This window comes from Sulfurospirillum halorespirans DSM 13726 (genome assembly GCF_001723605.1).
Taxonomy (GTDB): Bacteria; Campylobacterota; Campylobacteria; order Campylobacterales; family Sulfurospirillaceae; genus Sulfurospirillum; species Sulfurospirillum halorespirans.
The window spans coordinates 459,383-471,568 of sequence record NZ_CP017111.1; the positions used below are offsets into that span (position 1 = coordinate 459,383).

The 12,186-nt window shown below is 44.1% G+C and carries 17 protein-coding genes and 1 pseudogene; 11 read left to right on the forward strand and 7 right to left on the reverse strand.

Features of this window, described 5'->3' with window-relative positions; all coding sequences use genetic code 11:
• Positions 1 to 98 precede the first annotated feature (98 nt).
• From SHALO_RS02275 to SHALO_RS02285, 3 genes are read right to left on the reverse strand one after another with little or no spacing between them, the layout of a single operon-like run.
• A complete protein-coding gene (locus SHALO_RS02275; RefSeq protein ID WP_069477199.1) occupies positions 99 to 503 on the reverse strand; it encodes a gamma-glutamylcyclotransferase family protein in 405 nt (134 codons plus the stop codon).
• Positions 504 to 554: 51 nt separating this feature from the next.
• Positions 555 to 977 (reverse strand): thioredoxin TrxC, encoded by a 423-nt coding sequence (trxC, locus tag SHALO_RS02280; protein ID WP_069477200.1) that lies wholly within the window; start codon positions 975 to 977, stop codon positions 555 to 557.
• Positions 978 to 980: 3 nt separating this feature from the next.
• Complete coding sequence (locus SHALO_RS02285; RefSeq protein WP_069477201.1) at positions 981 to 1,817, reverse strand: DUF4392 domain-containing protein; 837 nt, start codon at positions 1,815 to 1,817, stop codon at positions 981 to 983.
• A gap of 87 nt (positions 1,818 to 1,904) precedes the next feature.
• Between SHALO_RS02285 and SHALO_RS02290 the strand changes: the two genes are divergently transcribed.
• The gene (locus tag SHALO_RS02290; protein WP_069477202.1) at positions 1,905 to 2,672 is read left to right on the forward strand and encodes a putative hydro-lyase; all 768 of its coding nucleotides are present in this window, start codon (positions 1,905 to 1,907) and stop codon (positions 2,670 to 2,672) included.
• A 97-nt stretch (positions 2,673 to 2,769) separates the two neighbouring features.
• On the opposite strand, the gene SHALO_RS02295 is transcribed toward SHALO_RS02290, so the two are convergent.
• Positions 2,770 to 3,669, reverse strand: a complete 900-nt coding sequence (locus SHALO_RS02295; RefSeq protein WP_069477203.1) for a polysaccharide deacetylase family protein — start codon at positions 3,667 to 3,669, stop codon at positions 2,770 to 2,772.
• Between the two features lie 114 nt (positions 3,670 to 3,783).
• Between SHALO_RS02295 and SHALO_RS02300 the strand changes: the two genes are divergently transcribed.
• Both SHALO_RS02300 and SHALO_RS02305 read left to right on the forward strand, forming a co-directional pair.
• Positions 3,784 to 4,053, forward strand: coding sequence for a hypothetical protein (locus SHALO_RS02300; protein WP_238585274.1), 270 nt, complete (start codon positions 3,784 to 3,786; stop codon positions 4,051 to 4,053).
• Positions 4,054 to 4,467, forward strand: a complete 414-nt coding sequence (locus SHALO_RS02305) for an ester cyclase (protein WP_069477204.1) — start codon at positions 4,054 to 4,056, stop codon at positions 4,465 to 4,467. It begins immediately after the preceding gene.
• Here SHALO_RS02305 and SHALO_RS02310 read toward each other — a convergent pair.
• From SHALO_RS02310 to SHALO_RS02320, 3 genes are read right to left on the reverse strand one after another with little or no spacing between them, the layout of a single operon-like run.
• Positions 4,464 to 5,324: a DMT family transporter gene (locus SHALO_RS02310; protein ID WP_069477205.1), complete on the reverse strand. Its 861-nt coding sequence runs from the start codon at positions 5,322 to 5,324 to the stop codon at positions 4,464 to 4,466. The two genes, SHALO_RS02305 and SHALO_RS02310, sit on opposite strands and share 4 nt — an antisense overlap.
• 4 nt (positions 5,325 to 5,328) lie before the next feature.
• Positions 5,329 to 5,562 (reverse strand): VF530 family protein, encoded by a 234-nt coding sequence (locus tag SHALO_RS02315; RefSeq protein ID WP_069477206.1) that lies wholly within the window; start codon positions 5,560 to 5,562, stop codon positions 5,329 to 5,331.
• A gap of 54 nt (positions 5,563 to 5,616) precedes the next feature.
• The gene (locus SHALO_RS02320) at positions 5,617 to 6,372 is read right to left on the reverse strand and encodes an SDR family oxidoreductase (protein ID WP_069477207.1); all 756 of its coding nucleotides are present in this window, start codon (positions 6,370 to 6,372) and stop codon (positions 5,617 to 5,619) included.
• Positions 6,373 to 6,640: 268 nt separating this feature from the next.
• Between SHALO_RS02320 and SHALO_RS02325 the strand changes: the two genes are divergently transcribed.
• The 8 genes and pseudogenes from SHALO_RS02325 to SHALO_RS02355 all read left to right on the forward strand — a co-directional run bounded on the left by SHALO_RS02325 (position 6,641) and on the right by SHALO_RS02355 (position 12,126).
• Complete coding sequence (locus SHALO_RS02325) at positions 6,641 to 6,865, forward strand: hypothetical protein (RefSeq protein ID WP_025343654.1); 225 nt, start codon at positions 6,641 to 6,643, stop codon at positions 6,863 to 6,865.
• On the forward strand, positions 6,858 to 7,523 hold the full coding sequence (locus SHALO_RS02330; RefSeq protein WP_069477208.1) for a hypothetical protein: 666 nt from the start codon (positions 6,858 to 6,860) through the stop codon (positions 7,521 to 7,523). Before SHALO_RS02325 ends, SHALO_RS02330 begins: the two co-directional genes overlap by 8 nt.
• 63 nt (positions 7,524 to 7,586) lie before the next feature.
• Positions 7,587 to 8,717 carry a branched-chain amino acid ABC transporter substrate-binding protein gene (locus SHALO_RS02335; RefSeq protein ID WP_069477209.1) on the forward strand — a complete coding sequence of 377 codons (1,131 nt, stop codon included), beginning with the start codon at positions 7,587 to 7,589 and terminating at the stop codon, positions 8,715 to 8,717.
• 65 nt (positions 8,718 to 8,782) lie between these two features.
• Positions 8,783 to 9,685 (forward strand): branched-chain amino acid ABC transporter permease, encoded by a 903-nt coding sequence (locus tag SHALO_RS02340; RefSeq protein WP_069477210.1) that lies wholly within the window; start codon positions 8,783 to 8,785, stop codon positions 9,683 to 9,685.
• Positions 9,682 to 10,632 (forward strand): branched-chain amino acid ABC transporter permease, encoded by a 951-nt coding sequence (locus SHALO_RS02345; RefSeq protein ID WP_069477211.1) that lies wholly within the window; start codon positions 9,682 to 9,684, stop codon positions 10,630 to 10,632. The genes SHALO_RS02340 and SHALO_RS02345 overlap by 4 nt, the downstream gene beginning before the upstream one ends.
• Before the next feature lie 41 nt (positions 10,633 to 10,673).
• Positions 10,674 to 11,111: pseudogene (locus tag SHALO_RS15695) on the forward strand (ABC transporter ATP-binding protein); the annotation flags it as partial.
• A gap of 165 nt (positions 11,112 to 11,276) precedes the next feature.
• Positions 11,277 to 11,411, forward strand: coding sequence for an ABC transporter ATP-binding protein C-terminal domain-containing protein (locus SHALO_RS15700; protein WP_420801895.1), 135 nt, complete (start codon positions 11,277 to 11,279; stop codon positions 11,409 to 11,411).
• Positions 11,404 to 12,126: an ABC transporter ATP-binding protein gene (locus SHALO_RS02355; protein WP_069477213.1), complete on the forward strand. Its 723-nt coding sequence runs from the start codon at positions 11,404 to 11,406 to the stop codon at positions 12,124 to 12,126. The genes SHALO_RS15700 and SHALO_RS02355 overlap by 8 nt, the downstream gene beginning before the upstream one ends.
• Positions 12,127 to 12,186 lie beyond the last annotated feature (60 nt).

Here is a 12,186-nt window from a genome sequence, read left to right on the forward strand (position 1 = left end):
AGTTTTGATTTATGGGGTTATGGTAGCAAAGTGGGAAGTGATAGGTTGAAAATATTTCAGAATGAAAGAAAAGGAAGAGACAATCTCTTCCTTTGATGTTAAAAAATTGGAACGTTATATTTTTTCATACACGCTGTTAATTTTTCTAAGTATTCAGGATTATTTTCACCAGTCGCTGGTGGAACACGTAAATTGCAACATAAAACGGATAGCGTCGCATTGTCTTTTGTTGTTGCAGTTAATGATTCAGGTACATAAGCTAGGAATCCTGAGTCCTTGTAGAGTTTATCGATCTCATCATGGGTTAATGAATAAATAATGCCACTCGCTTTACTGTTTTCATCTCTTAACAACGTTGCCAACTTCCCAATTCTGAGTTTATAACCTTTTACTGTGGCAATTCTGGGATTTCGAGGTGTTACCTCTTTGCTAGTGAGGATTTCTGGATCCATATATAACCCATAAAAAAAGACTTCGTGTAGTCTATGTCCTGAATTGTCCATGTGTAAATTCCTTTATAAATAGTTTTTTTCAGATTACATTTTGTAGTTACTTTACAAAAACCTCTCCACAAAACGATCCAAATCTTCATCGCTCATTGCTCCACTCACACGCTCGACCTCTTCGCCATTTTTAAAAACAATCAGCGTTGGAATAGAACGAATTTTAAAACGTGAAGCCAAAAATTGTTCGGCTTCGGTGTCGACTTTGGCAAAAAGAACACGAAGCGGATAGGCGCGTGCGGCTTGTTGAAATGTAGGGGCGAAGGCTTTGCACGGGGCACACCACGGTGCCCAAAAGTCGACGATGACGGGAACATCGGTGTTGCCTAGGACGGCTTCAAGAATGTCGCTGGTGAGAGCAATGGGGTGTGGGTCGAGCAGGGACGTTTGGCATTTGCCGCAGTTTGCTTTTTTGTAGACTTCGAGTTTTGGGACATTATTGGTAGCCAAACAGTTGGGACAGATGACTTTCATGATTTATCCTTGTGTTGCGTATGCTTTTAAGGCACTGAGTATTTCAGGTTCTATCGACCACTCTTTGCCATCTACCGACATCACCGATTCGCGTTTGATGCCATCAACCGAGCCTTTGGCGACGATAAATTCAAGGTATTTTTCAACCTCTTCAAAGCTGGGTAAAACGTTTACATGTAAAACCTTTTCAAGCTCGGCGATAAAGCCATATCCTCCCCAGTTGGAAACCGATGCGATCATCGGGTAGTCGCAGGGAATGACGCAGTAGTCGTAGAAAAATTCTTTATCTTTGAGAACATCCGCAAAGCTTCCCATGCCGACTTCATTGCCGCCATCGCCGATGCCAAAGCTTGGAGCGGTTTTGCTTCCTAGTTTGAAAAGCTCATCGACAGGCGCGGTAAATTCTTTGATGTCTACGCCGCGTGAGTTCAGGTAACTTCCTTCATGGTTTTGCCCGCAACGTTCGATGGAGAGGTGCGCTATGGGTTTGTAGGTATCTAAAAGCATCTCGTATTCTTGGTGGCTTAGTCCCTCAAGTGGAATGTAGAGGGTTTTAATATCAAAAAAGTAGTCTTCACAAAAATGATCGGTTACAATCACAGGGGTGTAGCCCAATTTTTCAAAGGCTTTTGCTAAAAAGTATGCTCCTAAAGGGCCATCGGTTTCAGCAAAACCTGCAACGTAAAAACCGGTGTAGATGAAAATAACACCTTTATTCAGTTTTAAAAAAGCTTGAACAGCATTTTTGGTGTGTTCATTGGGAAAGTGAGCCTGAATTTTATCCATATGACGTGTAGAGTGTTGAAGAACGATCTCTTCAATGGTATGAAAATTGCGCATGAAAGCCTTTACATGTAAAAAAATATCTCAAAAAATTGTATCTAAAAATTGGATACAATTCGATTAGTTTTTGATTAAAGGATAACCATGTCTCCGAAAGAGTTACGCGCAAAAATCGCCAAAGGCGAGTTTACCAGACCGACAGCGGGCGAGTGCCCTGGCTACATTCAGATGAATATGGTAGCCCTTCCTAAAGAGTACGCGAAACGTTTTGAAGCGTTTGCGAAAGAGAATGCCAAAGCGATTCCAGTGCTTGAGGTGATCCATGAGGGACATCATTCGAGCATTTTAGCTAAAGGTGCTGACATCTTAAGCGAAATTCCAAAGTACAACATTTTGCGCGATGGCGTTGTGGTCGAAACGGTCACAGACATTACGCCTTATTACCAACCCGATTTGGTCTTTTTCTTGATTGGGTGTAGTTTTTCGTTTGAGACCGCACTCATTGAAAATGGCATGCCGCTTCGCCATGTTGATCAGCAAAAAAATGTCGCCATGTACCGCACCAACATCGCGCTCAAACCCGTTGAAGGCTTTTCAGGCGAGATGGTCGTGAGCATGCGTCCGATCAAAAAAGAGAAGGTGGCGGATGCGTGTGTCGTGACGAGTCATTTTCCCCGAATGCACGGCTCACCGATACAAGTCGGTTACCCTGAAATGATCGGTATTCAGGAAATTTCAAAGCCTGATTATGGCGATGCGATTGAGATTAAAGCGGATGAAATTCCATTGTTTTGGCCTTGCGGTGTCACGCCTCAAAATGTCATCACGAGTATGAAACTCCCCTTTGCGATCACCCACGCACCAGGGCACATGTTTGTAACGGACAAAAAAGATAGCGAATACTACGAGTAGAATCCAATAGTGTCGTAAAGCACCAAAGGTGCGTGGGCACTCTGCCGAAGAGAACACAGCGTTAGCGTAGCTTTTAGAGCTTTGCTCTAAAAGCGTGTCACGGTATAAAAGCTTCCTGTAAAGGGTGAAACTGATAGGTTTTAACCACTTCAGGAAGCTTCTTCTCTAAAATCTCAATCCCTTGGGGTTCATTTTTATTGCCATGAATCAGGATGATACTTCCCGTTTTAATTGGTTCATTTTTCGCTATCCACGCGTTAGCTCCAAGAGGAATCAAAAAGTAGATCTCTCGAAGCTCACGCATCAGTTTTTCATCGGCAATGAGTCCAGGAAAGCGAAAAAAGACCGAGGGCGTAATGCCTTCTTCTAACAATGTTTTCTCCACACCTAAAATCTCACTTTTGACATCGGTGTTTACATGTAACATAAAATTATCGCGAATCGGAAGTTTTGGGTCGTAAAAATGGGTGTGCGAATGGTTCACCCATGTGATCTGCAAAAGGAGATTGTTGACCAGCTCTTTAAACTCTTTCTCATGATGCTCTTTCCACGCAGAACTCAGCGCAATCGCAATCGGTATTTTACCGTTTTGCTTCGTGAGGTGTGCTATAAAATCGCTCTCATACCCTTTTTTGCTCGAAGGGCAAAGATCCATGCTGAGGTAAATCGCATTAGGATTTTGTGTGAGGGCGTGGGTCGCTCCACCGTTTACATGTAAAGCGGTTGCTTCTTTTAAACGCTTAGCAAAAAGACTTCGTTCAAAACGATCATCTAAGGGCAAAAGTTTGGTTGCATCGAGGGCGAGAACTTTCGTTTGTAGAGTTTGCGTGTTTGTGGTAAGGTAAAAGGTCACGTCACTGAGTTCAAAACGACGGGAAATAAGCCAAAGTACGCCATTTTGCTCGTACTCTTTGACAAAGACTTCGTAGCGCTTTATGTTCTCCATTGCTACCAAAGGAAGCCAACAGAGCATCAAAGAGAGAATTAGTCGTAGCATGCACACTCCTTTTACAAGAATTTTAGCTCTTTTTTGAAAAAATATGATTATAATTTTGTAAATGCGGTGTTTGAAGTTTCAAACGGATTTTGAAGGCCTTTAAAGCCTAATTGTATGAATGAGAATGAGAGAATGACGGTCAACGAAGCAGTTTTAGAGATGCGTTACAGCGGAATCCCTGAAGAAGACATTGAGGAGATTCTCGAAATTTGCAAAAAAAAGGGGCTTAGTCCTCAAAACATTGACAACGAACTAGCAGCCAGAGGCTTGGATAAAGTGTTTGAGTTCGAGTACGATGCCAGTGAGAGTTGGTTTGAAAGTGGAGCAAGTGCTTCAGCGCCAAAAGTCCCCAATAAACAGGGCACAGAAAAGGAAAAAAAGTAGATGGCAAAGCAGATAAGACAGATCATTGAAGAGTACTACGATGTGGTTTGGAACGAGAAAAAACTCGACCAAGCACAGCGATTTTTAGACCCTTCACTCAATTTTAGAGGCTCGCTCGGTATGCGAGTTGATAGTATCAATGGTTTTTGTGACTACGCCAAAATGCTTTTTAGCGCCTTCCCAAATCTCTACCATGTGATCGAAGACATCGTCATCGATGGCGATAAAGCCGCCGTAAGACTCGTTTACACCGCAACACACTCTGGAAAGCTATTTGGGTTTGAGCCTACGGGCAATCGCATCCGCTACTCAGGAGCCTGCTTTTTTAAATTTGAAAATGAAAAAATCGTAGACGCATGGGTCTTGGGCGATCTTAACGCACTTTACGGACAACTTAACGTCACGAATCATTAATTGCGTTTTTTTGCCTCTTTATGTGCCATCATGGAGTGAACGAGTAACGTCGTTACGATGATGGCGCCTCCGATGAGGGTATTGCTATGCGGTTTTTCATCCATCAGTATCCAGACCCAAAAGGGTGCTAGAACGGGTTCTATAATCGTCAAAAGTGCCACTTCAACCGAGGGTAAAAACTTGGTGCCAATGCCTATGCAAACCCTTGAAACGGGGGTTAAAAGGGCTCCCATAAACAAAATAATTTTAAATGAGTACGGATCAGGAAGCACGATCGAGGCGGTCATTAATGCCAAAAGTGATGCCACCAACCCTCCCGCTCCGACACACGCAAGACGACTCACCTCTTTGTAACGCTCCAACACAGAAAAGAGCGACGTAAACGAGAGCACGCATAAAAAAGCATAAAAATTGCCAAGCATGTTTCCCAAACCCAGATCGTTAAATAAAATAATGCTAAGCCCTATAAAGACAAAAAAGATCGCCCCAAACGTACGGCGTGGCGTTTTTTGTCTGAAAAAGATGAAAGCGATCAAAGCACTCACGAGTGGCGCGGTACTCAAAATAAACACGGCACTCGCAACACTCGTGTGTTTAACGGCTAAAATAAAAAAGAGGTTGCTTATTCCCATAAAAAAAGCACTGAGCAAAATCGGTTTATAATGAACGCGGTACACCTCAAAAAAAGCGCTTTTTTGCTGAATTCCTAGAACGATATGCGTGATCGCAAACATAAAAAGACCAAAATAAAAGGTGACACTTTGCGCTGGAATAGTCGTCATTTTGATCAAGGGTGACTCAAAACTCATGAGCACCATACCCAAAGAGGTGACGCCAAAGGCTTTTGCGTAGGTCATGGGATTACTTGCTTTGGTTTGTGCGAAAGGTGATGTAGAGTTTTTCGATTTTCGTACGCGCCCAAGGGGTTTTTCGGAAAAATTTTAGGCATGCGTTGATGCTGGGATTGACATGAAAACAGTTCATACGCATCATCTCATCCAGTTTTTCCCAGCCGTAATGCGCTTGCAGTTCGGTGATAAGTTTTTCAAGCGTGACGCCGTGAAGTGGATTGTTATTATTTTCGGTCGTGTTCATTTATTCCTCAAAATTATCTTTACATGTAAGGAAAATCCTTACATGTAAAAAGGTTTAGTTGTTGCGTTCGACACTGAGCCCAGCGTAGCTTTGAACGGTTGGCATAATCTCAATGCGGTTGACATTGACGTGTTCTGGAAGTTCTGCAAGCGAGAAGATCGTATTGGCGATGTCTTCTTTGGAAAGCGGTGTGGTATTGTTATACACAGAGTCCGCTTTGGCTTTGTCGCCTTTAAAGCGTACATCGGAAAATTCCGTCAGTGAAAAACCTGGCTCAATGTTGGTCACACGCACATGCGTGCCTTTTAGGTCAGTTCTAAGGTTCAACGAAAACTGTTTGACAAACGCTTTGGTCGCGCCATAGACATTGCCACCCTCGTACGGCCAGCTTCCTGCGGTGGAACCGATGTTAAAGATGTAGCCCGTTTTACGCTCAACCATCACAGGAAGGACGGCTTTGGTCACGTAGAGCAAGCCTTTGATATTGGTGTCGATCATCTTCTCCCAATCATCCAAGCTCGCTTCGTTTGCGTGCTCTAAACCCAACGCAAGACCCGCATTATTGACCAAAATATCGATGTTTTTGTACTCGCTAGGAAGTGAGGCGATTGCGTTAAATACCTCTTCTTTTTGCGTGACATCAAAGCAAAGGGGTAAAATATCGCAGGTAGACAAACGATTTTTCAGCGCTTCAAGTCGCTCTTTGCGACGACCCGTAACAATGACTTTATAGCCAGCTTTCGCAAATTTCTCAGCGGTTGCTTCTCCAAAGCCAGAAGTTGCTCCCGTAATCAAGACGATTTTTGACATGCGCATCCTTTACATATTTTTTACGATTATAGCAAAGTGAGGTGTAATGATACCTTTTGTAACTTGCTCAAAAAGTGTATTTCTTCTCGAAATTGCTAAAAATAGCCTTAAAATGGCTCTTTGCAATGAGTAAATTCAAGAAATCATACGCTTTGTTTAAAATTTCATCAACAATGTTTGCCACAAAAGTCAAAAAATATATTAAGATTTCTTTGTTGAGTAAAAAGTATTCCTTTTAGTATTCCTAAATTTTACTAAGGTGCAAAACGTGGCAAAACAGAAATTTGGCAGAGAGATCATTCAGCGTGTGATTGAGAAAAATCAGACCAAAAAACGTGAAATTGCCCAGTTGACCTTAAAGATTGACGCGAAACTTGACATAGCCCTTACAAAACTTTCTAGCGCTTTAAACATCTCCAAAAACAGACTGATCGAAGACATTTTGATGGAGAGTGGCATCATCCAAGAGGTTGAGGAGAACTACTATGAGTAATTTCCCCACACAAACGTTGGTCGTTCAATCCATACTAGAGGGCATCAGCAAAGCGGCGCACAACTTTCTTTTTTGGACAAACAACCGCCTTTCGCTCTCCAGTGGCCCTCAAAAAATTCTCTCCATACATGTGGCGCAGTCTCTCAGTCTTATCGAAAATGCGCCTGAGGTGTTCATTGACGCGACGGTTTCCGATATATTGCGCTGTTCACTGCCAAACCGCAAAGCATTTAAAACCTTTATGGAGAAAAATGCGCTCTCCCAAGGCGTTTTTAGCATCACGCTGGATGAGCGCTTTTCGCACCAAAATCATAATGACTCGACATCACGTGTTATCATCACACTCAAAAATGGCGTTTGCAATGCCAAAGCGGAGTACAGTTACGAGATTGAGCGTTTGTGTAAAATGCTTCAGCGAAAAACAAAAGAGGAAAGCGCACTGGATTATGGCGTGTTTGCCTTTTACACAGACCTTTCGCCTCAGGCACGTAAAAAATTGACCAAGCGAATACCTGAAATCATCGCCAGTTTTGATGAAGTCGTGAGCCATTTTCCTTCGCTTCGTGCCAAATGTATTACGACACCGATTCGTGAAGTGGAGAGCGTGGGTGAGTGGATGGCGGGAGCGTATGTGATCGAACCAAACGTTGAAAGCTAAGCAGAGTTATCTTTACATGTAAAGTGATTCTGCTTAGTTTTTAAAATTTATAAAGGAGTGAGAATGAAGAAAATGTTTCCAAAATTGACAGCCTCTTTGGCGGTCTGTTCGATGTTAACCAGTGCAAGTTTTGCGGCAGCCGAAGTGATTAAAATCGGTGTGCAAGCACCTATTACAGGGCAATATGCCAATGAGGGTCAAAGCATCGACAACGGTGTTCGTTTGATCGTTGAGCAACAAAATGCTAGAGGTGGCGTATTAGGTAAAAAGATCGAAGTGGTCACGTGCGATGACCAAGGTGCGGCGCAACAAGCAGCCATTTGTGCGAAAAAATTGGTGAACGAAGGGGTGAAAGCGGTCATTGGCTCTTACACCTCAGGTGCTACCGAAGCGGCTCAAACGACCTATAACCGAGCAGGGGTACTTCAAACCAGCGATGGCACGAGTGATTCATTGATCGCACACAAATACTGGACATTTTTTAGAAATTCATTCCCCAACAGTGCTGAAGCCGAATACACCGCAAAATACTTTGTGGATGGCAAACAGTACAAAAAAATCGTGATTCTCTCCGACTACTCAAGCTACTCAACCGACTTAGCGGACGCAACAGTGAAAGCACTCAAAGCGAAAAATGCCAACATCATTTACGAAGGCAAAATCAAATCAGGCACCCAAAACTTTACCGCGACTTTAACCAAAATCAAATCGATGGACCCTGATGTGATCTACTTTAGCGGTTACTACACCGATGGTGGACTCCTAAGAGCGCAACAAATTCAGCTCGGCATTAAAGCAGACTTCGTTGGTGGCGACTCCAATGACAATCCTGATTATATGAAACTAGCAGGCGATAGCGCCAAAGGAACACTGCTTATCAATGTTCCCACACCTGACATTTTGCCGTATGACATCGCTAAAACGTTCTTAGTTGACTACAAAGCAAAATTCAACATGGCACCAGCATCCATTTGGTCACTGATGAATGTGGACGGGCTTCGCGCCATTTTACATGTCATGGAGCAAAGTAAATCAGACGATACGAAAGTGATCGCTGAGGGCTTGCATGCACTCAAAGATTTCCCAGGGATTACAGGTCCTGTGACGTTTAGAGAAGATGGCGAGCGCATTGGTGGTGGTTACATGACCTATGAAGTTCAAGCGGATAAAAGCTATAAGATCGTTTACCAATAAAACAGAGTGCATCGCCAAAGAAAATTCTTCTTTGGCGTGCCATTACATTAGGATAAGGTGATCTTATGGATATTTTCTTACAACAAATGGTCAATGGTCTGACCATCGGAAGCCTCTACGCGCTCGTAGCTTTGGGTTATACGATGGTGTATGGCGTGATGCGACTGATCAACTTTGCGCACGGTGACCTCGTTGCGTTTTCAGCATTTATCGGCTTAAGCGTTTATGCCCAAATTTTTGGCGAGAGTATTACCTCTTTGGTGGCGGTAATTACGGTTTTTGTCTTCACAGCGGCTATTGTTGCTTTCGTGGGTGTGCTTCTTGAGCGTCTTGCATACAGACCTTTACGAACGGCACCACGTTTGAGCGCAGTGGTTTCAGCCCTTGGTGCAGGACTTGTCATCCAAAATTCGGTGATGCTGATTTGGGGACCCAATATGAAAATATTTCCCTCCAATCTTTTTCCCTCAACGATTTGGGAGATAGGAGGCATCGTCATTACCTTTACGCAAGTGATGATTTTGGGCGTCTCATCGGTTTTGATGGTAGGGCTTTATTTTTTCATTCACCAAACCAAAATTGGCACCGCGATTCGAGCTGTGGCGATTGACCAAGACGCGGCAAAACTGATGGGCATCAATGTCAACCGCATCATTATGATTATATTCATCATTGGCTCCGCATTGGGCGCTGTGGCTGGACTTTTCATCGGCACCTATTACCGTGGCATCACCTTTGACATGGGTTGGATGTACGGGCTGAACGCTTTTGTGGCGGCGATTATGGGAGGCATCGGCAATATTCCAGGAGCAATGCTTGGAGGGCTTCTTTTAGGACTTTTTAACGCGATGATCACGGGCTACATTTCGACACAATGGGCAGAGACGTTTACGTTTGTGCTGCTCATCGGCATTTTGGTGTTACGACCCACAGGCATTTTGGGCGAAACCGTGGCGGAGAAAGTATGATGAATAAAACCAGTCTAATAGCTTTAGTGCTACTTGTTTTTATGGGATTTTTCCCTCTGTTTGTCGACTCGGCATGGTTAGCCGTAGGTACCACCTTTTTGGTTTTTGCCGTTGTGGCACTCTCCCAAGACATCATTTTAGGGCGTGCGGGTGTGTTTCACATGGGGCACGCGATGTTCTTTGGCTTGGGCGCTTACACGACAGCTATTTTAAATGTCAACTTCGGACTGCCTATCTTAGCAACGTGGGTGCCTGCGGTGTTGGTTCCGATGGTGGTTGCGTTTATCATGGTAGCTCCGATTATTCACCTTCGAGGCGACTACTTGTTGGTGGCGACCATTGGCTTTAACATTATCTTTATTCAAGTGCTTGAAAATGATGTTTTTGGATTGACAGGAGGGCCAAACGGTCTTTTTGGTATCGATGTTGTAAGGCTTTTTGGCTATGACTTTAGCTCGCAAACGCATATGTACTATATGGCGTTTATTCTTTTGGGGCTGACGCTGTTGATTATGCGAAACCTTGATAAGAGCAAATTTGGTCGAGCGATGTTTTACATCCATAAAGATGAGATCGCCGCGCAAAGTATGGGCATTAATGTACGCTACTTTAAACTGTATGCGTTTATTTTAGGAGCTGGCATCGCGGGAGCGGCGGGAAGTATGTTCTCGGTTCAGTACTCCGCGGTCAGCCCTGAGGCATTTAATGTCACGCAGTCCATTATGTTTTTTACAATCGTTTTAGTGGGCGGTTCGGCTTCACTTCCGGGTGTTTTGATTGGAACATTCATCATGTTTGTGCTTCCTGAGATGTTTCGAGAGTTTGAGACGGCGCGTTATTTGGTCTTTGGAATTGCGATGATTTTGACGATGATCTTACGCCCTCGTGGTATTTGGCCGGTGCGTTTTGGCAACATCCCTGATTTCCTTAAAAAGGGGGTCAAATGAGTGACTATCTCTTAGAAATCAGCCACGTGAGCAAGTATTTTCAAGGATTGGTCGCCATTAACGATCTTTCGATGAAGGTGAAAAAAGGGCAGATTTACGGCATCATCGGCCCTAATGGCGCGGGTAAAACGACGCTGTTTAACTGCATTACGGGTATTTATCGACCTGAAATCGGGCAAATCCTCTGGAAAGGTAAAGAGATCAAAGGCAGTCATCCGCATAAAATTGCGGAGCTGGGCATCTTGCGCACCTTTCAGACGATTCGTCTCTTTTCTGAGATGAGTGTGGCAGAAAATATTATGTCGGGTCGTCATATCAAGTCTAAACAGCGCTGGTATAACGGGGTTATTCCCACGCCTGCGTATTATAAAGATGAAAAAGCGAACTGGGAAAAAGTCGGCGAGCTGATGGATTTTTTCCATCTTTCGGAGTATGCGACCATTCCCGCAGGCGATCTCTCGTATGGCGTTCAAAGGCGCATTGAGATGGCACGCGCGCTTGCGGCTGAGCCAGAGCTTCTCATTCTCGATGAACCTGCCGCAGGACTTAATGAAAATGAGACGTTGGAACTCACCCAAACGATTCGCAAGATCCAAGCGATGGGAGTGACGATCATGATGATCGAGCACGACATGGAGATGGTGATGAGCCTGTGCGAATACATCACGGTCATTAACTTCGGCGCGAAGATCAGCGAGGGCGTGCCTTCGTTTATTCAAGACGATCCTGTGGTGATTGAGGCTTACATTGGCAGTGATGAGGATGACGAAGATGAGTGAAAAATTATTAGAGGTCAAAAGCTTACATGTAAACTACGGCGCGATTGAAGCGATTAAAGGCATTGATTTGTACGTCAATAAAGGCGAGGTCGTAACGATCCTTGGTGCGAATGGGGCAGGAAAAACAACCACACTTCGCACGATCAGCGGGCTGTTGAAGCCGAGTTCTGGAAATATCTTTTTTGATGGCAAAGAGATCACACAACTGCCTGCGCATGAGATCGTAAGACTGGGCATGAGCCATTCACCAGAAGGTAGGCGTGTTTTTGGCACACTGAGTGTCGAAGAGAATTTGATGATGGGTGCGTACAGTCTCAAAAAGTTTGATGCTCCGACATTGGAATGGATTTATGAGATTTTGCCACGGCTGAAAGAGCGCAAAAAACAGCTTGCAGGAACACTCAGTGGTGGTGAACAGCAGATGTTAGCGATTGGGCGAGCGATTATGAGTAAGCCAACGCTTTTGATCTTGGATGAACCCAGTCTTGGGCTTGCTCCTGTTTTGGTTAAAGTCATCTTTAAAGCGATTAAAGAGATCAGTAAAACGGGTGTTACGGTACTTTTGGTGGAACAAAATGCGAAGGCTGCGCTCAAACTAGCCCATCGTGGCTATGTGTTGGAGCTTGGGAAAATAACCCACAGCGGAAGCAGTGAGGAGCTACTCAATTCGGAAATGATACAAGAGGCGTACTTGGGCAAGAAAAAAGAGGCGTAACTTCCAACAAAGATGCCCGCCCCGCTAAAAGTGAGCATCTAAGACATGTCTAACCTTTTA